Raw genomic sequence first — 21,806 nt, forward strand, 5'->3', positions numbered from 1 at the left:
ATAACGACTAAGTTTTCCGGGGCTTACTCGTGAAGATATATAAACAATATCATAAGTAATAATACCTTATTTACTGCTAAATGTCAAGATATTTTCTTTACTTTTATTTATATTTCTTCTCTTATTTTTTCCAGCTGGAAAATCAAAATTAAGGGCTAATCTAAAATTAGATATTCTCAATTTATTTCGCCCTTAATTTATGTAAATTTAAAACTTTTTATTTGATTGTTTCTAATGCAGCTTTTACTCTAGATGCTACTCTTTCTTTACCTAGTAATTCTAAGCTTGTGTTTAATTCTGGACCATGCATTGATCCTGTTGAAGCTATACGGATTGGCATGAATAAGTTTTTACCTTTTACTCCAGTATCTTTTTGAATAGCTTTGATTAAAGCTTTGATGTTATCAGCAGTAAATTCTTCTACTTCTTCAACTTTTGTTAAGAAATCTTCGAATACTGTTGCTGTTGTTTCTTGTCTTAGAATTTCTAATTCTTCTTCATCAAATTTAACTTCTTCAACGAAGAATTGTTTTGTTAATTCTACAATTTCAGCACCATAACTCATTTGTGGTTGATATAATGAAATTAATTTTTCAAACCAAGCTTTATTAGCTTCTACTTCTTCAGCAGTTGCAACACCTTCTTTTACGAAGAATGGTAATGATAAGTCTACGATTCTTTCTAAAGGTTGTGCTTTGATATATTGGTTATTGATCCAAGTTAGTTTGTTATTATCGAAGAACGCTGGTGATTTACTTAAGCGTTTTTCATCAAAGATTTTAACAAATTCTTCTTTAGTGAAAATTTCTTGTTCACCTTCTGGAGACCATCCTAATAATGTAATGAAATTGAATAATGCTTCTGGAAGGTATCCTAATTCATCATATTGTTCGATGAATTGAATAATTGTTTCATCACGTTTAGATAATTTTTTCTTGTTTTCATTTACGATTAGAGTCATGTGACCAAATCTTGGTGGTTCAAATCCTAATGCTTCATATACAACAAGTTGTTTTGGTGTATTTGATACGTGGTCATCTCCACGAAGTACATGTGAAATTTGCATTAAGTGGTCATCAATTGCTACAGCAAAGTTATAAGTAGCTACTCCATCATTTTTTACGATTACGAAATCACCGAAGTCGTGTCCTTCAAATGATAATTCACCTTTAACCATATCATCAAATTTATAAGTTCTGTCTTGTGGAACACGAATACGGATAGATGGTTTTCTACCTTCTTTTTCAAATGCTTCTTGTTCTTCTTTAGTAAGATGAGCATGTTTTCCACTATAGCGTGGTGGTAATCCATTAGCAATTTGCTCTTCTCTTTCCGCTTCTAATTCTTCAGCAGTCATATAACATTTATATGCTTTATCTTCAGCAATAAGTTGATCTGCATATTTTTGATAGATATCGATTCTTTCTGATTGACGGTAAGGACCGAACTCTTTTTCTTTTCCAATACCTTCATCATAGTCTAGACCTAGCCAATCCATATATTTAAGTTGGCTTCTTTCACCTTCTTCTTTATTACGTTTGAAGTCAGTATCCTCAATTCTTAGTACGAAGTCTCCACCGTAATGTTTTGCAAAAAGGTAATTAAATAATGCTGTTCTTGCATTTCCGATATGTAAATTTCCTGTTGGAGATGGTGCATATCTTACTCTTACTTTTGTCATAGTTATCTCCTTTTATCACTATTAATTATATTTATAATACTAAATTATTATATCACAAACTATATTCATATTTCAATGAAAGTTCAACAATTCACTAATAAAAGCCTTATCAATTGTTATATTTATGTTTCAATCACAAAAATTAATTAAATTTCTTATGCTCAGAAATTCATGAGAAACTAAACTTAATTCCAATTAAATAATACTTCTTCGTTTTTATATTGTTATTATTTAATAAAATTTAATAAATAAAACTAAGCAGTCTTTCAAAACTACTTAGTTTTTCTTTTTTATTTAAAGGGCCGATCTAAAAGTCCTAAATTTTAACAAAGTGTATATGGGAACCCATAGACGCAGTGGTTTATTGATATCTAATAAACTGTGCAGGGATGACTCGACAAAATAAATTTCTTTGAAATCACGATTATTGAGTCATTCTCTCTTTAACTTCTACTGGGCGTTTAAGATTTTTCACTATTAAATCAATCATTCTTTCAGCGCCGTTCGGTTTTAAATGCACCTTATCTGGTTCAAATAATGTAGTATTACCATTTGCTACCGAATACCAATCGATTATCGATATATTAGAGTATTTTTCTTTTGCTTTTGTTAACTCTGAATTTACAGTTTTTTCCCAAGCTCTTGGTACTTTAACATTAACGAAGTAAATATCAGCTTTATCAAAAATCTTCACTAATTCATCAAGTTGGCTTTCAGTGAATGGTCCATTAGTTCCTAGTTGGAATATTATCGCTGAATTCTCATTGTTATATTGAGCGTAATTTTTAGCTTCATCTACGGCCATATATAATTGTCGACCGATTTTACCATCGATAACAGCTCCTGGATATAACTCTTTAAATTTCTCTCCTATATCAACTGTCAGAGAATCTCCCATTACAACTACAGAACTATATTTCTTATCTGAATTATTTTTATCATCTTTATTTTCTTTGGTATCTTTATTCTCATCAGTAGATTTATTTTGATTATTCTCACTATTATTATTTTGATTATTTACAAATTGAGTTTCTTTATTGTTTTCCATTTCTTTTACAAATGCTGTTGAAAGGAATGGCACACCTTTCCCAAATATTCCCATCACAAATAGTAATGATACAATTCCTACAATACTAGCGTATACTTTTCTTGCTTTTTTAGGACGTTTTACTATTTTTTTGTAAACTAGGTTAACGTAGTTTATAAATCCTAGTTTTCGCATTGGTGTCTCAACAAATACGTAACTTATAATAGCTACAGCAAACGTAAGGATAATTCGTAGTATTACATATAAAATATTAGGATTACCAATTTCTGACACTGGTGTAGTTAACACTAATATTGGAAAATGCCATAAATATAAACTATAAGAAATTTTTCCAATAAATACTATTGGTTTAAATGATAATAGTTTTGACATTATAGTATGTTGTTTCCCACTACTTATTATAATTACTAACCCTAAAATAGCTACAAGTAGGAATCCTCCTCGATATAGCCAAGTATTATACTCTGAAGTATAAATCATGATTGTTATTAAGATAGCTATTGAAACAAACGATACTAAACTATAACGTATATTTTCTTTAGGCGTTACTCTCGTATTAAGTTTATCCATAGGATATAAAATCGCACCTACCACACCTACAAGTAATGAAAATGCTCTTGTGTCAGTTCCAAAATAAATTCTACTAATATTATTTATATCAAATAATAAAATATGCGTTATTAAAGATATAAGTACTAGTCCTACAACAACATATAAAAAGTTCTTATTTAATTTATATGTTCCATCTTTGGCTTTCTTTTTCCCATTAAATATTAAAAATAATAACGGGAAAACCATGTAAAATTGTTCTTCAATTGCTAATGACCATAAATGTTTAAATGGACTTTGAGATCCAAAACTATCAAAGTAATCTAATTTATGGAATATATACCACCAGTTACTTGAATATATATAACCAAATATTGCATCAAGATGACTTTTACGTAGTAGTACATCATTGAATAGCACCATAACTATTAATCCTACAGTTATCATAAAGTAAACCGCTGGCAATAGACGTCTAGCCCTTCTTAAATAAAAATTATATAAATTTAGAGAACCTGTCTTTTTATATTCTTTAATAATCAATGAACTTATTAAATAACCTGATAAAACAAAGAATAAATCAACACCTAAGAAACCACCTGGTAAGTAATTTACATCGACGTGATAAATAATAACAGCTAATACTGCCAATGCCCTCAAGCTATCTATACTTGGAAGGTATTTTGATTTGTTATTACTCATTTCTACCTCCTCTAATCTTTAAACATCGCTAGTGCAACACGACTTCGTTCTTTGTCTACGTCAATAACATAAACATCAACAATTTGTCCTACACTTAACACGTCTAATGGGTTTTTAATATAATTTTTACTAATTTTTGAAATATGAACCATAGCATCTTGCTTAAGACCGATATCAATAAAAGCTCCAAACTGTGTAATATTTCTAACAGTTCCTGCTAATTTCACACCAATTTGCAGGTCATCTATTGTCAGAATATCTGATTTTAACAATGGTTTAGCAAATGATTCACGTTCATCACGTAATGGCTGTTTTAAATCTTTAATTATATCTTCTAATGTTTCTAATCCTACACCGATTTTTTCAGCCAGTTCTTTCTTATCTACAGCTTCCACAGTAGTTGCAAACTCTTCAGTTCCAACTTCCTTTGTAGATAATTTCAATTCTTTTAATAAATTTTCTGCAGCTTTATAACTCTCAGGATGGATACCTGTAGCATCAAAGATATTTTTACTGTCCGGTATTCTAAAGAATCCTACACATTGCTCATATGTTTTCTTACCTAATCTTGGTACTTTAGCAATTTCTTTAATAGTTTCTATTTTTCCGTTTTCTTGACGATAAGCTACTATATTTTTAGCTATTTGCTTATTAACACCTGAAACATATGATAATAAAGATACTGAGGCTGTATTAACATTTACCCCTACTTTATTTACCGCTGTCTCTACAACGAAAGTAAGCTCTTTTTCTAAAAATTTAGGTGTTATATCATGTTGATATTGTCCAACACCAATAGACTTAGGATCAATTTTTACAAGTTCACTAAGCGGATCTTGAATACGGCGTGCAATAGATACTGCACTTCTTTCTTCTACATTAAAATCAGGGAATTCTTCACGAGCTACTTCACTAGCAGAGTAAACACTCGCCCCCGCTTCATTTACTATAACATAATCTATTTTTAATCCCACTTCTTTTAAATTTTCTACAACAAATTTTTCAGTTTCACGAGATGCTGTCCCATTACCAATAGCAATCAGATTGATATTATGTTTATTAATAAATTTAATTAGATCTTTTTTAGATTTCTCTTGTTTGTCTGCTGATGCTGGTTTATGTGGATAGATAACCATCTTATCTATAAAATTACCATATTCATCAACAATCGCCATCTTACAACCAGTTCTGAACGCTGGATCTATTCCTAGTACTTTTTTATTTTTTAGTGGACTTTGCATTAAAAGCTGTTTTAAGTTTTCCGAGAAAATAACTACAGAATCTTCTTCTGCTTTCTTCGTTAAGTCACTTCGAATTTCCCTTTCGATAGATGGATAGATTAAGCGTTTCATACTATCCGCAATACATTCTAATAGTAATTCATTTATTGCTGTTTGGCGATTTTTTGTTAACCCTCTAAGAATGTAATTATGTAATCTATCTTTATCGTTTTCTATACTTACACGAATTATTCCTTCTTTTTCTGCTCTATTTAAAGCAAGAATTCTATGAGAAGCAATTTTCGAAATTTGTTCACCGAATTCGTAGTAGTTTTTGTATGTAGAGTTTTCGTCTTTCTCTTCTCCACCTTTTTTCAGCACTGAAGTGATTTGACCGAATTTTCTAGTGTTTTCTAATACATACTCACGATATTTTGCACTATCAGAAATATTTTCAGCAATAATATCTAGTGCATAATTAATTGCTTCTTCAATACTATTTACTTCTTTTTCTGCATTTATATATTTAGCTGCTTCTTTATTTAAATCATCAATTGATTTTGGTAATTTTAATATGTAGTTAGCTAAATTTTCTAATCCTTTTTCTTTAGCTATCGTAGCTTTCGTACGTTTTTTCTCTTTAAACGGACGATACAAATCTTCTACCCTTTGTAGTTTTTCTTGAGCTAAAATATCTTTTTTCAACTCGTCAGTAAGTAGACCTTTTTCTGAAATTAATCTAATTACTTCTTCTTTTCTTTCTTCAAGAGATTTTAAGTAATTAAATTCATCTTGAATTTGTTTTATTGCAACTTCGTCTAATGAATTTGTTAATTCTTTTCTATACCTAGCGATAAAAGCAATTGTATTTCCTTCTTCTAACAGATTCAATACATTTACTATATATTTATCTTGTATTTTTAGCTTAGTTGCTAAATTTTTTGTAATTTTCTCGTACATTCTATAACTCCATCTTATTTTTATAATAAACTCTTGGAACACGTTTATTTATACAACAAAATATTTCATAACTTATTGTATTTTGATATTCAGCGAATTCGTCTACTGAGACTTTTTGTCCGCTATATTCTCCAAAGAATAGTACGTCGTCACCCACTTTTACATTTTTACTACAACGAACCATAAGTTGGTCCATACATACACGTCCGACAATCTCACACTCTTCAGATCCTACTCTAATTTTAAACCCTTGGGCTCTTCGTAATAAACCATCTGCATATCCTATTGGCACTGTTGCGATATATTCATCTTGTTTAGCTTCATAACTAACACCATAACCAAGCTTTTGTCCTGCCTGAAATTTTTTCACATGTGTCACTTTACTAACTAAACTAGCTACAGGTTCTAGTTGCACCTTATCTAATTTCTCAATATTTCCGCTAGGATAACATCCATACATAGCAATACCAATTCTTGTAAGATTATACTGATCATCTCTATTGCTATACTTAACTGTACCAGCTGAATTTTCTATATGAATGTATTTTGGTTTATGTGTAAAGATTTTAAGACTTCTTTCGAAGTTTTCTGTCTGATAATTGTCATAATTATCATCCTCTCCATCAGCATTTGAGTAGTGTGAGAAAATTCCTTCAAAATCAATTTTTTCCGAATCTAATAAGTTATCAATTTCTTTTAGTTCTTCTAAATCAGAAGTTCCAATTCTTCCCATACCAGTGTCTAGCTTAACATGAATTTTTAATTTTCCTTCAATTTGTTGCAAGTGTACTAAAGATTCTTCTAACCACTCTTTAGAAGGACAAGTTAAAGAGACATTATTTTCTACTGCATATTTAACATTTTGGGAATTTATAACTCCTAATACAAGAACCATGCTATCTTTAATAACATCTTTAAGTTCTAAAGCTTCTTCTAATGTTGCTGTTGCGAAATGTCTAACTCCATTTTGATATAGATGCTCTGCGATTACTTTCGAACCTAATCCATAAGAATCAGCTTTAACAACAGCTAACCCTATTTTTTCATTATTAAGACTATTTAGCTTATTATAATTATTAAGCAATGCATCCAAATTTACTCTTAATTGTGTTGGTCTATCATTAATCATTAATCTAATCCCCTTTCTCTAAAACAACAAACGCCACTACTGTTGTATCAGTATGGCTTATAGTCAGATGTGTCCTAAAGTCACCATATTCTATAAATGGTTTTCCATTTTCATCTTTTTTCACCTCAACATCATGAAAAGAAAATTCCTTAGAAATTCCTACTCCAAGTGCTTTAGAGGTTGCTTCTTTTACGGCAAATCGTCCCGCAAGAAACTCCATTTTCCTTCTATTATTTGTTATTTTATAAAATTCATTTAATTCATTTTCTGTATATAATTTTTCAAGTCGTTTTTTATCATCAACATACTTTTCGAAGCGATGAATATCCACGATATCACAACCGATTCCGTAAATCATTTTTTACCTCTTTATTATATAATCTTACAATATTATAACACTAATACGAATATTATGAAAGCTTTATATACTAGTTACTTAGCTTTATTATTTACTTAAATGAATAGAAAAATCATGATATCGTCATTAACTCATCCCGCAAAGTTTATTGAAAATCTTAAAAGCATCTATAAAACGAATTTAGATAATAATAAGCCACTGTATTTATAAGTTATCATGTAAAACTATTTAAAATTATATTTTTTTAATAGTACATATATAAAAAAATAAACGACTCAAAGATCAAAATTTTAAAAAATTCTTAACTTTAAGTCGTTAAATTATATATCCGTATATTAGATTAATTTTATATTAATCTCTATTATTACTGTTTAATAAGATAAAGATGAATCTTAATAGTTCCATTAAAGCAACCATCGCTGCTGCTACATATGTTAATGCTGCCGCAGTTAGAACTTTTCGACAGTGTCTGTGTTCTTGATCATCTACAATATTTAAATCAACTACTTGCTCTAAAGCACGCTTTGAAGCATCGAACTCTACAGGTAATGTCACTACTTGGAATAGTACTGCAAATAGCATAAAGCCTACTCCAACCCAAGCAACAGTATAACCAAATTGTCCGATTAATCCTGTTAATAAGAATCCTACCATAATAAGAATAGTTGATAAGTTTCCTCCAAGATTTGCTAAAGGTACTAGTGAGTGTCTCCATCTCATCGGTTTGTAGTCGGCTACTTTATCTTGAATAACGTGACCAATTTCGTGTGCAGCAATTGCAACTGATGCAACTGTAGGTTGATCATGTACAATTGGTGATAAAACTACAACATTATTAGTTGGATCATAGTGGTCTGATAATTCAACCTCACCTCTTACTACTCTAACACCTGTAATTCCATTTGCTTGCATTATTATTTCTGCAACTTCTTTTCCAGTTAATCCTGATTTTGTTCTTACTTTTTTATATCTTTCGTATGTTCTTTTTACTTTGAATTGTGCCCATAGTGGGATTAACATAATTAGTAAAAAGTAAAGTATATAACTTCCTGACATTCCATAATATCCTAATGGCATATAGATTACCTCCTAATTAGTAAATTATATAAGATGAATTATACCATGTTTTAAGTATATTTGCTAGTATTTTGACTAAATTTTACCATTAAATTTAAATGAAAATTTCATAAGTTATTTTTCAACAATAGTTTCATAATTTAACTAGCAAAAAGAGCGGGAGTGACTCAAAAATCGTGATTCCGTAGAAATCGATTTTGTCGAGTCAGCCCCACTCTCTTAACACTTTATTAAGTTAATATATCGAAATTTGAATACCTAAAATATCCTTACTAGTTTCTTTGTCTTGCTAATAGTTTAATAGGAGTTCCTTCGAAATTGAATGAATCACGAATTCTATTTTCTAAAAATCTCTCATATGAGAAGTGCATAAGTTCTGGATAATTCACGAAGAACACGAATGTCGGTGGATTAATCGCAACTTGTGATGCATAGAAAATATTAAGTCTTTTACCTTTATCTTGTGGTGTTGGATTCATAGAAACAGCATCCACAACGATTTCGTTAAGTGTAGAACTTTGAATACGACGTTGTCTATTTTCATAAGATTCTTTAATTAATGGGAATATATTAAATACACGTTGTTTTGTTTTTGCAGAAACATAAACGATTTTCGCATAATCTAGGTATGCAAAACTATCACGAATTTTTTCTTCAAATTCTTTCATAGTTTTATCATCTTTTTCAATTGCATCCCATTTGTTTACAACGATGATTACACCTTTTCCAGATTCGTGAGCATATCCAGCTACTTTCTTATCTTGTTCAATAATACCTTCTTCAGCATTAAGAACAACTAAGACAACATCTGAACGTTCAATAGCTTTAAGAGAACGTAAAACTGAATATTTTTCACAACTTTCATAAACCTTACCGCGTTTTCTAATACCAGCTGTATCAATTACTACATATTCATCACCATTATGTCTGAAGTCAGTATCAATAGCATCACGTGTTGTACCAGCAATATCAGAGGCAATTACACGCTCTTCTCCTAGGATTGTGTTAATTAAACTTGATTTCCCTACGTTAGGACGTCCTATTAGTGAGAATCTGATTTTATCATCTTCTTCCTCTTCTTCTTGAACTTTAAAGTTTTTACAAACTTCATCTAATAAATCACCGATACCTAAACCGTGTGATCCAGAAATTGGGAATGGATCTCCAAATCCTAATGAATAGAAATCATAAATCATATGATTCATATCAAAATTATCAATTTTATTTACTGCAAGAACTACTGGTTTATCAGTTTTATATAATAATTTTGCAACTTCTTCATCATCACTAGTAACACCATCGCGACCGTTTGTTAAGAATATAATTACATCAGCTTCATCGATTGCTAATTCAGCTTGCGCTCTGATTTGTTTTTGGAATGGAGTATCTTCTAACTCAATTCCCCCTGTATCAATCATGAAGAATGAATAGTTCAACCATTCTGCTTTTGAATAAATTCTATCACGCGTAACACCTGCTACGTCTTCTACAATAGAAAGTCTATCACCAATAATTTTATTGAAAATTGTAGATTTACCTACATTAGGTCGTCCTATTATCGCAACTGTTGGTTTTGCCATGTTTTTCCCTCCATATCTTTAAATTTTTACTTTATCTTTATACCTAAAAAATAAAAGCAATAGACAAGCTATCTACTGCCTTTATTTCTCTATTTTTTCAAATTAAAGTTCGATGTCTTTAAATTTTTCTCCTAAACTAAATGAAGTGTCTTCATCTTTTAAGTAAGAAGTATCATATTCAGCTTCTTCTTTAACTTCTTCTTTAACTGGTTTTTCTAAAAGTTCTTTGATTGATAGAGATAATCTTTCGCTCTCGAAATCAAATTCTAATACTTTTACAGTAACTTTGTCACCTTTTTTAAGAACGTCTTCTACGTTTGTTACTCTATCATGAGAAATTTGAGAAATGTGAACTAATCCTTCAACTTCTGGTAAAACTTCTACGAAAGCACCGAATGCAGTTGTGTTACGAACAACTCCTTCTAATACATCACCAGCTTTGATTGTAGCACGAGCTACTTCCCATTGAGTTGGTAATAATGTTTTTGCTGAAAGTGAAATTTTTTCATTTTCTTTATCTACAGCGATAACAGCAACTTTAACTGTATCCCCAACCGAAAGTACGTCAGAAACTTTTTCTACACGAGCATGAGAAATTTCTGAGATGTGAAGTAATCCGTCAACTTCACCAATGTTTACAAAAGCACCGAAGTCAGTAATACGACTAACTTTACCTTCGATAACATCACCTTCATTAATGTTACCATAAACTTCTGCTAATTTTTTAGCTTTTTCTTCTTCTAAAATTACACGTCTGTTTAAGATAATTTTATTTTTAGATTTGTCCACTTCTTCAATTTTGAATGTGTACTCATTTCCTACAAATTTAGATAGGTCTTTTCTAAATTTAGTGTCGATATATGAACCTGGGATAAATGCACGTAATCCTTCTACGTCTGCTAATAATCCACCTTTAGTTTGTCCTGAAACTGTAGCTTGAATTAATTCTCCATTTTCGAATTTTTCAATGATTCCTGTCCAAGATAATTCCATTAATTTTTTATATTCAGCATTTTCTAAAATTTTGTGTGATAAATAAATTGCACCAGGTACATCTTCTGATCTTTTTTCACGGTCAGCTCTGATTCCTGTTACTTGAGCTTCTACTTCATCGCCAACTGATAATACTTCTTCAATATTCTCGAATGGTTTTCTTGTAATTTGATTACGTAAAATTACGCAGTCGTATTGAGCTCCTGCTACATCTACGTATACTTTATCGTTTTCGATTTTAGATACTGTACCAGTTACTTTGTCTCCTTTTTTCAGCATTTCTGAGCTATTTAATAATTCCTCAAATGAAGTTGTCATTACTTCTAATCCTCCTGTGCTTACAATACATACTATATTAATATTATACATCAAAAATATAGTTATGTCATTTATTTTATGTTAATTTTTTAATTCTTTTTTTATTTCATCGAGTAATTTTGATTCCTCTTTACTCAATTCATAGTTATCTAGTAAATCTGGACGTCTAAGATATGTTCTTCGTAGACTTTCTTTTTTTCTGTAAGTTTCTATGTTCTTATGATGTCCACTTGTTAAAACATCAGGGACTACCATCCCTTTATAATCTTTTGGTCTCGTATATTGTGGATATTCTAAAAGACCTGTTGAAAATGAATCATCTTTATGAGATTCTTCTTTTCCTAATACATCTGGTACTAGTCTAGCAATACTATCAACCATAGTCATCGCAGCAAATTCCCCACCAGTTAAGATAAAATCTCCAATTGAGAGTTCATCAGTTACAAGGTATTCTCTAATTCTTTCGTCATATCCTTCATAATGACCACAGATAAATATTAAATGCTCTTCTTCTGAAAGTTCCTCAGCTTTTTTCTGACTAAATCTTTCCCCTTGAGGACATAATAAGATGATACGTGTTTTATCTGTTTTATCTAAACTTTCAACGGCATTAAATATTGGTTCGGGTTTTAAAACCATACCTTGACCTCCACCGAATGGATAATCATCTACTTGATTATGCTTATTCCCAGAGAATTTACGATAGTCGACAATATTTATATCTAATAACTTATTATCTTTTGCTTTTCCAAGTATAGAATGATTTAATGAATCAAACATGTCTGGAAACAACGTCAGTATATCAATTTTCATTAGTCAATTAACCCTTCCATAACTTCGATATCTATTTTCTTATTCTCAACATCTATTTTCTTCACTACATCCTCAATATATGGTATCAAGATTTCTTTACCGTTTTGAGATTTTATAACCCAAACATCATTAGCTCCTGGTGTTAGGATTTCAGAAATTTCACCTAAAGATTTCCCATTTTCATCAAAAACTTCACATCCGATGATTTCATGAAAGTAGAATTCATTTTCTTCCAACTCTCCAATATTTTCTGAGTCAATTTTAATTTGCAGATTTTTAAGTTTTTCTGCTTCTTCAATCGAGTCAATTCCAACAAACTTCACTAAAAGGTTGTTTTTATGAGTTCTATAACTTTCTACAGTCACTTCTTTTACAACTTGATTACCACGTGTTATTAATAATTCAGTGCCTTTTTCAAAGCGTTGCTCTTCAAAATCTGTAGATGAAATTACTTTTACTTCTCCTTTCAATGAGTGCGTATTTACAATTTTTCCTACTTTTAAACGCATTTAATCCTCCTATGTACTTTTATACTATTTTTTAACTTTCATTCTAATTAAATATGATATATTTTCTATAATGATTATCGAAAGTGATAACCCAATTAATAATGTTGAAATTCTATTCCAATTCCTATATTCTATATTATTTACAAGTAAATGTCCAATTCCACCTGCTCCAACCATACCTAGTATCGTAGAATTTTTAATATTCGATTCAAATCTATACAACACTATAGTAATAAATTCAGGGAAATATCCATTAAATATTATTTTTATATAACTAATGAAACTTCCAAGACCTAGACTCTTCGCCATTAAAAGCACATTAGTATTTATCCCTTCTAGAACCTCATTATACATTTTTGTCATTACACCAACTGTATAAATGTATAATGCGAAAAAGCTACTGATTGCCCCTGGTCCAAATCCTCTAAAGAATATTAAGGCTACTATTATTGGAGGGAATGTTCTTAGTATATTTATGAAAATTTTCATGCTTAGCGCTTTATATTTACCAAATAAATTAACCGAAGATAAGTACGATGTGAAAATTGCTGTTACTGCCGCAAATATCGTTGCACTAAATGCTATTTCAATACTTACCATTAACTCGGTAAACATCTTTGGTACATATGCTAGATCAGGATTTATAATTCCATTTCCCAGTACTCTTAACTGTTTTAATCCTATTAAAAATCTTTCTTGAGTAATAGTAATATATTTAGTGACATACAGAATACTACCAACTAGAACTATAGGCGTAACAACTTTAATGATATTTTTTCTAAAGATGAATTTATCAAAAGTTAATTGTGAAGAGTTACTATAATTTCTAAAAAAGTAACTCACTAAATCGATAAAAAATATTAGAATTACTAGAGTAAGTATAATTATCGAGACTCTATCATATCTCAAATGATTCAGCTCTTGCCACAATCTTTGACCTATCCCACCTGCTCCTACTAATCCTAGAACACTCGCTCCACGAATACTAGACTCTAATGTTAGGAAATAAACCGAAATTACTTGAGGTTTCAAATTAGAAAGAATTGCATTTTTATATATAATAAATTTTGAACTTCCTAATGACTCCATTGCCTCTAACTGTTTAATCTCTACTTCTTCTGCATACTCCTTAAGCAATTTAGAAGCTGTAAGGAAATTAATTAAATAAATACTTACAAATCCACTAAACACACCTGTACTAAATAAACTAACAAGAATAGCCGCAATAATTAGAAAAGGTATTGTTCTAAAAATGGAAAATATAGCACTAAATAATTTAGGTATTATTTTCAATTTAAAAAGTAAATTTGTCAATATCGGTAAAAATAATAACGCTGTAAATAAAGCTAATATTGATGAAAACAAAGCAATATTTATAGTTTCAATTATAGGTTGTTTTAGTTCTCCTAAAATAGTAAAATCAATAGGATACATACGACCTAATAAATTTTGTATTCTTTTAAATCCTACTGAAAAAGTCTTAGCATCATATTGCATATTAACAATCAGAAATATACATATTCCAAATATCCCTGCTAATATTTTATTTATATGTTTTTTAATTATAAAGTTCTTCAAATTCATCTTCAGTCACCATATCAGAATCTTTATAAAATAAAACTTTTCCGTCTTTCAATCCTAAAATTTTTGTACTATATTTTTTTGCAAGATTTACATCATGTAAGTTAATTAAAACAGTAATTCTATTTTTTTCATTCAACTTTTTAAATGTATCCATAATTAATGTAGTATTTTTTTCATCTAAACTACTTACAGGCTCGTCCGCTAACAATATTGTTGGATTTTGAGCGAGAGCTTTAGCTATTGCAACACGCTGTTTTTGCCCTCCCGATAAATACTTAGATTTTTTAAACGCTTCTTCTTCTAATCCAACCTGTTTTAAATATCCTACACCTTCAATATACTCTTTTTTTGTATATCCAAGTAATAAACCAAGAGCCGACTTATTTACTAAATAAGGAGTTAAAACATTTTCAACTGTATAAAGATTATCAAGAACATTGTAATCTTGGAAGATAAAAGCAATTTTTCTTCTAATGAGTTTCAACTTCTTTTTATTAAAATTTATTATATTCTCGCCTGCAATATTAATTTCCCCAGATTTGGGTTTATTTAATAAATTCAAGCAACGAAGTAAAGTTGATTTACCTGCGCCACTCTTTCCAACTACAGCTATGAATTCCCCTTTTTCAACGTTGAACGAAATATCATTCAAAATATTTTTTACTCCATAATTAAAAACTAAGTTTTTAACTTCTAACTTTTCACTTTTCACTCAATCACCTCATTATCATATAATGAATTTTAAAATAAACTAATAAATACTTTAGCAAAATTTTATAACTACTATTATATCATTTAAAACGTTTTTTTTCAGTATTTTACATTTAAAATTTATACAATATATTTACCATGAATTTTTATAATAATTGATTATTGTAGCTTATAAAATAATAAACTCGCCTACCTTAAATAGACGAGTTAAATTATTATTTAATAAATGATGTAATTTCTTCTACAGATAAACTAGAATCACATACAACTTTAACTTCACCAGCTTCAGCAACTAATAAACCTGGTACTGTTCTAACTGAATATTTTTCACGTAACGAATCTATTCCTGATGCATCAGAAAAATCTTCAGAGTTAATGAAGAATGCTTCTACGTTATTAGAAACAACTACTTCACTAATTTTTGGCATAAATCTTCTACAGAATGGGCATGATGATCTACCAATAAATAGTACAAATTTTTCTTTTGATTCAATTTTTTCAAATGCAGTTTTTGAATCAATTACTTTAAAGTTTTCTAAATCTTGTTCAAATGTTTTTCCCATATTATTTTATCTCCTTAAGTTTATAGGTTTAATTTTACTCTTATTTTTTAAAAATTTCTATTTTTTTGCTTACAAACTTTAAAATTCCATATTATATAGAAAAAAGAAGTAATGTACTTCTACACTACTCCTTTGCTAATTTCTAAAAATGGGGCGGCTGAGGGGAATCGAACCCCCGAATGTCGGAACCACAATCCGATGCGTTAACCACTTCGCCACAGCCGCCAAAATATTAAGTTTAAATAAAAAAATGCCTTGAGACAGAGTCGAACTGCCGACACATGGAGCTTCAATCCATTGCTCTACCAACTGAGCTATCAAGGCAAAAATGGCGGTCCCGACGGGAATCGAACCCGCGATCTCCTGCGTGACAGGCAGGCGTGATAACCGCTACACCACGGGACCTAACTCTTATTCTCAATGTATTTAATTCAAATGGTGACCCGTACGGGATTCGAACCCGTGTTACCGCCGTGAAAGGGCGGTGTCTTAACCACTTGACCAACGGGCCAATAAAAAAAACGGAGCAGGAGGGATTTGAACCCTCGCGCCGGTTTCCCGACCTACACCCTTAGCAGGGGCGCCTCTTCAGCCTCTTGAGTACTACTCCAACTCCACAGGCAGGACTCGAACCTGCGACCCTCTGATTAACAGTCAGATGCTACTACCAACTGAGCTACTGTGGATAAATATTTGTGCTCCTAACGAACAATATTTATTATACAAAAGTATTAACATAATGTCAATACTTTTGTATAACTTTTTTTATTTTTCCAATTACATATTTAAAAATAACCTATTATCTTTGACAAAATAGCATTTTTAAAATTCAATTTTGAATAATTTTTTTATAGAATTAATATTTTTTTGAAATTATTCGTATTATTTTACTTTATTCAAATCAATATTCATTTTTTCAGAGATTCTCACTATTGCTTTATATGCGTCATTATTTGGTTCTTCAAAACCAGTAATACTGAATAGATTTGTTAAAATCTGAATTGTTTCTTTATCATTTTGAATATCTAATAATGCCTGTTTAATTTTTTTCTGTGTTTCTTCATCTAAATTGTTAGATGCTACTACTGTTACTCCTGGTATTAGCTCACTTTTTGCTATTGCTGTAACATCTTCTTTTAGCGTAGGAAATTCTTTTGTATATTTTCTAATTACATTTTCATAGCTAGCTACTGCATCAACATCTTTATTTAGTAATAATTGTAAGCTTTTATCATGACCTCCACTAAATTGATAGTGTATATCTTTGTCTAAATCAATTCCAGCATCTTTCAACATTGCACCTGCATAAATGTAACCTGAAGCAGATGAAGGATCAACAAAAGCAATTTTTTTACCTTTTAAATCAGCTAAGCTTTTTATGTTAGAATCTTTTCTAACAAATACTTCTGCAAAATAACCAGGTTTTCCACTAGTACTTCTTCCTACTAGTAGGTTTTTTGTATTACTTTGCTTATTAGAAAGCACTGCAGAAAATGGAGGTACCAACCCAAAATCAACACTTCCACTTCCTATACCTTCTATAACTCCAATATAACTACTAGCAGTAAATACCTCAACTTTCATCCCTAGTTTATCTCCTAGAGCTTTCGCAAATGGTGATAAATCATCTACCAGTTTTTCACTATTGCTGCTAGGTACTACACCAAGTTTTAACACTTTTTCTTCTTTAGTTGAGCTCTTTTGAGAACAACCAATTAAAGAAAATACCAATAAGAAAGAAAAAATAGTTAATAATATTTTTTTCATTTTACTTACCTCATAATTATTTGTATAAATTTGTTTTATACAATTGAGTATAGCATAATACATTCAACAATAAAATGAAAACGCTCATTTTAAAAACAATAAAAAAATTGTCTCATAATACGACTTTATGTCGATTTTGAGACAATCATTTGATTAAATTAATTTTGATATTGTAATTCTATATTTTAAACTCTTTTTGTTTTGTTTGTATTCTTTAACCACGAATCTGCCGTACTTCCTAATAGAAATTATATCTTGAATTGTACAATTTTTTTCGCCATTTCTAACGATTACATGGTTTAACTTTATAAAATCTTGATCTAAGAACTCTTTCACCTTACTTCGAGATTTATTAGTAATTTTCGCTACTATTGAATCTAATCTAAATGAGGAACTTACTATTTCAAAATCTTCATATTTCTTTTCTATAGCAACATCAGCTAATTCAACTCTTTCGAAATTCAGGTTTACCCTACCCGCTTTTGTAAATTCCATCGCTATAAAATCTGCAATTTCTTCATCAACAAAAATATAAACTTCATTCTCAAGAACAACGATATCCCCAAATCTATTTATATTAATACCTAGGTTATGAATTGCACCTAAAATATTTCTATGCTCTATCTTGTTAAATTTATTATTATATTTAGCTTTCAAGCAAACAATATCATAATCTATATCATAATATTCATTAGAAATAATCTTTACTTTCTTTTTCTCAGCATCATTATATCCACCAAAAAATTCTATTTTAAAATCACTATAATTATATGCAACTATTTGTTCTAAAATTACCTGTTCGAAATTAGTTAGAAACTTTGTAACAGTATTTCTATTTTCCACAAAACTTATACTCTGCAAAAGTTTTTCGGCTACTTCTTTTTGTTCTACTGACGCTTGCTGTAAAAAATTTAATTTTTTCATAATACTATACTGTTTTAAACAACAATGCTATTATAAGGTTTTGTATTACACTTAATACAATAAGCGCTACGACAGGTGAAATATCCAACATTCCAATAGGTGGTATGAACTTTCTAAATAGTTTTAAATACGGTTCACAAATAGCTTCTAGAAATTCTACTATAAAATTATTTTTGATTTGCGGTACCCATGATGTTAAAATATACGCTAGCATACTGTATTCATAAAAATTAAATAAATAAATTATGAATTTATACACCCAAAAATATTCTGTTATATTTAGCAAAATTAATACTCTCCTTCGTAAAAGTCTCCTGACACTTCAACTCCATTAGGAACACATAGGTAAATATCTTCACCTATAGTTTTTAATCTTGCTCCAAGTGCATAAATTCCACCTGAAATAAAGTCTAACAATCTATCTGAAGTTTCAACATCTAATTTACTTAGATTAATAATTACTACTTTATTACGTTTAATATCGTCAACTATATCTTTACTATCAGCAAAAACTAATGGTTCTGTTAAGATTACATTATTTGTTCTTCCTGATGGTTGACTTTGTACATTTTGTTTACTTTGCACTAGATTCTCCTTTTTTACAACTCTTGGTTTCGGTTGTTCTTGTCTTACTTCTTCTCTTTCTACTACTTCATCTTCAAAATCATCTTCATTAACGAATAAATTATTAAATTTTTTCATCATACTCATATTCTTAAACCTCAACTTACTAATATTTAACTACAATATTATAGCATATTTCTAGCAATAATGAAAATGATTTACTAATATCTACTTAAATTATATTAATATTTCAAAATACATTTCTAAAATTAATCTATACCATCATAATCATTAATTAACTTATTAAATTACATCCAGATCAAACACCCATTTCTTAAGTTCAAAAATAAAAATGAACCTTAGAGTTATAAACTCTAAAGCTCATTTTATCAATTATCCATAAAATTTATCGTATCTATCTTTTAGAGAAATTAAAAGTTTAGAAATTAAAACTTTTAAAATTGAATAAACAGGTATTCCTAAGATTGCCCCAACTACACCCGAAATATTCACCCCTATCAAGATTACAAAAATAACCGTTAAAGGATGCATATTCATGCTTCGTCCCATTATGTTAGGAGAAATTATATTTCCTTCTAAAAACTGTACAACTCCCCAAACTACCAACATTTTAACTACCATAACCCAACTTGTTGATGCCGCAACTAACATGGCAGGTGTAATGGCGATAACCGGTCCTAAATAAGGAACTATACTTAAAAATGCAGCAATAGTAGCTAGTGAAAATGCGTAGTGTAACCCTATTACATTATACCCTATAAATAACATTACTCCTATGCATAATGACACTAACATTTGTCCTTGAATATAAGATCCAACTTTTTCATCAATTTCATCAATTGTTTCTGCAACTGGTTTTTCTAATTTTTTAGGTAATAAACTTATTACAAACTTATTGAATTTAGATGCATCTTTTAATAAGAAAAATAGAACAAATGGCATAGTTACCAACACCGAAGCCGTTGAAGAAATAGATGAAACTATCCCCTGAGCAACCGATGTTACAATCGTAATCAATCTTGCACTAATTTTTGAAGCATTTAAGTTCGTATTAACATACTCTACAACTACTTGGACATAAGCATTATCAGAATATTCTTCTAAATATCCTTTTACAATTTCAATATATCTAGGCATTGCAGTAATCAAGTTTTGTGTTTGTTCAACAATTATAGGTACTACTCCAATAATAACAATTAGTATCGTAATTATACCAACTAAAATCGCAAGTAGACTCGCTGAAAATCTTGAAATTTTCTTAGAAAAGAAATTTACAAGTGGATTTAACATGTAATAAAATACATACGCTACTATTATCGGTGTAATTATACTAGAAATTATTGTATTAATTGGAGTAAATATATAAGAAATTTCTGTATATAAATAAATAGCGATTCCTAATAAAATAACTATTAATAATATATAGATTATGAATTTTCCTCCAATAAAAGCTAATAATTTATCTTCTCTAGATTTTTCTAATCTTGATTCTCTATTATTTTTTTCTAATTCTTTATCCATACAATTTCCTTTCTATTGAATTACTTAACTATAGTTAAAGATAATTCATAAATTGTAATAATGGTCTTATAAGCAATATACCCCAGCGCAAAAGAAGCTAGACTTACAAAAACTTTAATTTCTCTAATACTGTTTTTCTTGAAAAATTTTCCAAAATCAATTCTTAATATAGAGAAATTCGCTAATAATATCATAAAAAACAAAACTGTCAGTTTAAAAATACTCATAAGTAATCCTCTATACTTAATATGTTATTTAAACATATCAAGCCAACCTTTTTTCTTGAAGAACCAAAGCATTCCAAGCGCAATACCGAACATTATAGCAACTACTAAAAAGTATCCATAATGCCATTCTAACTCTGGCATATTTTTAAAGTTCATACCGTACCATCCAACTATGAAGGTTAACGGAAGGAAAATTGTAGATATAACCGTTAGGGTCATCATAATATTGTTCGATTTTAATGAGTTGTATGTCATGAAGTTTTCACGGATATCACTAGCTAACTCACGGTTCGCTTCTATAATCTCTGTTTGTTGAACAAGGTCATCATATATATCGTGGAAATACTTTCTATCATTATCAGTCATTTCGACACGACGAGAAACTAAGAATCTATGAATAAGCTCTCGAGTCGGTAATAATCCACGTCTAAGTTTTAACAAATCACTTCGAAGGTCAAATACCTCATCCATTATCTTACTTCCTGAAGTATATGAGTCTGTCTCTTCTATTTCATCCAGACGATTTTCGATTTTTGAAATTATAGGTATGTATCCTTCTACAATCTCTGAAACAAGCATGTGCATTACATGTAAAGGTGAATATTCTGCACCACGTTGTAAAATCTTCGGTATAATCTTATTAACATAACGTATATGTGAGAGGTGAAACGTTACGATATAATTTTTTCCAACAAACATATTCAAAGTTTCATAATCATCATCAATATTTTTCAAAACATGAGATACTAAGAATATTTGTTGTCTTGTAATTTCAATTTTTGGTCTTTGTAAAAGTGTTAAACAGTCTTCAATTAAAAGTTCGTGGAACTTGAAGAATGTAGATAGCAAATTGATTTCACTACGTGTTGGCGTATCAAAATCAACCCAAAACCATGCTATATCCTGATCTTTAAGTCTTTCTAAACTAACATCAGTAAGTATGTTTCCTTTTTTATCTACTGCTATAGTTTTTAACATTAGATTTCACCT

At 29.8% G+C, this 21,806-nt stretch carries 20 protein-coding genes and 6 tRNA genes; all 26 read right to left on the bottom strand.

Going from position 1 to position 21,806, the window contains the following annotated elements; all coding sequences use genetic code 11:
* Nucleotides 1–217: 217 nt before the first annotated feature.
* On the bottom strand, nt 218–1,681 hold the full coding sequence (gene gltX, locus ACWOA3_RS03195) for a glutamate--tRNA ligase (RefSeq protein WP_442566684.1): 1,464 nt from the start codon (nt 1,679–1,681) through the stop codon (nt 218–220).
* Nucleotides 1,682–2,105: 424 nt separating this feature from the next.
* Complete coding sequence (locus tag ACWOA3_RS03200) at nt 2,106–3,977, bottom strand: acyltransferase family protein (protein WP_456884067.1); 1,872 nt, start codon at nt 3,975–3,977, stop codon at nt 2,106–2,108.
* A gap of 11 nt (nt 3,978–3,988) precedes the next feature.
* Complete coding sequence (locus tag ACWOA3_RS03205; RefSeq protein WP_456884069.1) at nt 3,989–6,157, bottom strand: Tex family protein; 2,169 nt, start codon at nt 6,155–6,157, stop codon at nt 3,989–3,991.
* A gap of 1 nt (nt 6,158) precedes the next feature.
* Nucleotides 6,159–7,286: an alanine racemase gene (alr, locus tag ACWOA3_RS03210; RefSeq protein ID WP_003145888.1), complete on the bottom strand. Its 1,128-nt coding sequence runs from the start codon at nt 7,284–7,286 to the stop codon at nt 6,159–6,161.
* A gap of 4 nt (nt 7,287–7,290) precedes the next feature.
* The gene (gene acpS, locus ACWOA3_RS03215) at nt 7,291–7,644 is read right to left on the bottom strand and encodes a holo-ACP synthase (RefSeq protein WP_003145887.1); all 354 of its coding nucleotides are present in this window, start codon (nt 7,642–7,644) and stop codon (nt 7,291–7,293) included.
* Nucleotides 7,645–7,995: 351 nt separating this feature from the next.
* On the bottom strand, nt 7,996–8,721 hold the full coding sequence (locus ACWOA3_RS03220) for a zinc metallopeptidase (protein ID WP_399544115.1): 726 nt from the start codon (nt 8,719–8,721) through the stop codon (nt 7,996–7,998).
* Nucleotides 8,722–8,993: 272 nt separating this feature from the next.
* A complete protein-coding gene (gene der, locus ACWOA3_RS03225) occupies nt 8,994–10,301 on the bottom strand; it encodes a ribosome biogenesis GTPase Der (protein WP_456884072.1) in 1,308 nt (435 codons plus the stop codon).
* A 102-nt stretch (nt 10,302–10,403) separates the two neighbouring features.
* Nucleotides 10,404–11,612 (bottom strand): 30S ribosomal protein S1, encoded by a 1,209-nt coding sequence (gene rpsA, locus ACWOA3_RS03230; RefSeq protein WP_456884074.1) that lies wholly within the window; start codon nt 11,610–11,612, stop codon nt 10,404–10,406.
* An 81-nt stretch (nt 11,613–11,693) separates the two neighbouring features.
* Nucleotides 11,694–12,425 (bottom strand): tRNA (guanosine(37)-N1)-methyltransferase TrmD, encoded by a 732-nt coding sequence (trmD, locus tag ACWOA3_RS03235; protein ID WP_204642753.1) that lies wholly within the window; start codon nt 12,423–12,425, stop codon nt 11,694–11,696.
* Nucleotides 12,425–12,934 carry a ribosome maturation factor RimM gene (gene rimM / locus ACWOA3_RS03240; protein WP_456884077.1) on the bottom strand — a complete coding sequence of 170 codons (510 nt, stop codon included), beginning with the start codon at nt 12,932–12,934 and terminating at the stop codon, nt 12,425–12,427. Before rimM ends, trmD begins: the two co-directional genes overlap by 1 nt.
* Before the next feature lie 24 nt (nt 12,935–12,958).
* Nucleotides 12,959–14,518: a PhnE/PtxC family ABC transporter permease gene (locus ACWOA3_RS03245; RefSeq protein WP_456884079.1), complete on the bottom strand. Its 1,560-nt coding sequence runs from the start codon at nt 14,516–14,518 to the stop codon at nt 12,959–12,961.
* The gene (phnC, locus tag ACWOA3_RS03250) at nt 14,493–15,230 is read right to left on the bottom strand and encodes a phosphonate ABC transporter ATP-binding protein (protein WP_456884080.1); all 738 of its coding nucleotides are present in this window, start codon (nt 15,228–15,230) and stop codon (nt 14,493–14,495) included. The genes ACWOA3_RS03245 and phnC overlap by 26 nt, the downstream gene beginning before the upstream one ends.
* Before the next feature lie 214 nt (nt 15,231–15,444).
* Nucleotides 15,445–15,792 carry a thioredoxin gene (locus ACWOA3_RS03255; protein ID WP_442566402.1) on the bottom strand — a complete coding sequence of 116 codons (348 nt, stop codon included), beginning with the start codon at nt 15,790–15,792 and terminating at the stop codon, nt 15,445–15,447.
* 149 nt (nt 15,793–15,941) lie between these two features.
* Nucleotides 15,942–16,017, bottom strand: a tRNA-His gene (locus ACWOA3_RS03260).
* Between the two features lie 26 nt (nt 16,018–16,043).
* Nucleotides 16,044–16,116, bottom strand: a tRNA-Phe gene (locus ACWOA3_RS03265).
* Nucleotides 16,117–16,121: 5 nt separating this feature from the next.
* Nucleotides 16,122–16,197 (bottom strand) — tRNA-Asp (locus tag ACWOA3_RS03270).
* A gap of 31 nt (nt 16,198–16,228) precedes the next feature.
* Nucleotides 16,229–16,303 (bottom strand) — tRNA-Glu (locus tag ACWOA3_RS03275).
* An 11-nt stretch (nt 16,304–16,314) separates the two neighbouring features.
* Nucleotides 16,315–16,402: transfer RNA gene (locus ACWOA3_RS03280), tRNA-Ser, on the bottom strand.
* 2 nt (nt 16,403–16,404) lie between these two features.
* Nucleotides 16,405–16,478: transfer RNA gene (locus ACWOA3_RS03285), tRNA-Asn, on the bottom strand.
* Nucleotides 16,479–16,674: 196 nt separating this feature from the next.
* Nucleotides 16,675–17,559: a phosphate/phosphite/phosphonate ABC transporter substrate-binding protein gene (locus tag ACWOA3_RS03290; RefSeq protein WP_442566403.1), complete on the bottom strand. Its 885-nt coding sequence runs from the start codon at nt 17,557–17,559 to the stop codon at nt 16,675–16,677.
* 153 nt (nt 17,560–17,712) lie between these two features.
* Entirely contained in the window at nt 17,713–18,483 is a 771-nt protein-coding gene (locus ACWOA3_RS03295; RefSeq protein ID WP_456884083.1) for a YlmH family RNA-binding protein, read from the bottom strand.
* A 4-nt stretch (nt 18,484–18,487) separates the two neighbouring features.
* Nucleotides 18,488–18,769 (bottom strand): YggT family protein, encoded by a 282-nt coding sequence (locus tag ACWOA3_RS03300; RefSeq protein ID WP_271965732.1) that lies wholly within the window; start codon nt 18,767–18,769, stop codon nt 18,488–18,490.
* A 2-nt stretch (nt 18,770–18,771) separates the two neighbouring features.
* The gene (locus ACWOA3_RS03305) at nt 18,772–19,194 is read right to left on the bottom strand and encodes a cell division protein SepF (protein ID WP_456884085.1); all 423 of its coding nucleotides are present in this window, start codon (nt 19,192–19,194) and stop codon (nt 18,772–18,774) included.
* Between the two features lie 246 nt (nt 19,195–19,440).
* Nucleotides 19,441–20,589, bottom strand: coding sequence for an AI-2E family transporter (locus ACWOA3_RS03310; protein WP_456884086.1), 1,149 nt, complete (start codon nt 20,587–20,589; stop codon nt 19,441–19,443).
* Between the two features lie 20 nt (nt 20,590–20,609).
* A complete protein-coding gene (locus ACWOA3_RS03315; protein WP_456884088.1) occupies nt 20,610–20,816 on the bottom strand; it encodes a DUF1146 family protein in 207 nt (68 codons plus the stop codon).
* A gap of 24 nt (nt 20,817–20,840) precedes the next feature.
* Nucleotides 20,841–21,794, bottom strand: a complete 954-nt coding sequence (gene corA / locus ACWOA3_RS03320) for a magnesium/cobalt transporter CorA (RefSeq protein WP_456884090.1) — start codon at nt 21,792–21,794, stop codon at nt 20,841–20,843.
* Nucleotides 21,795–21,806 lie beyond the last annotated feature (12 nt).

Source organism: Gemella taiwanensis, assembly GCF_054054385.1.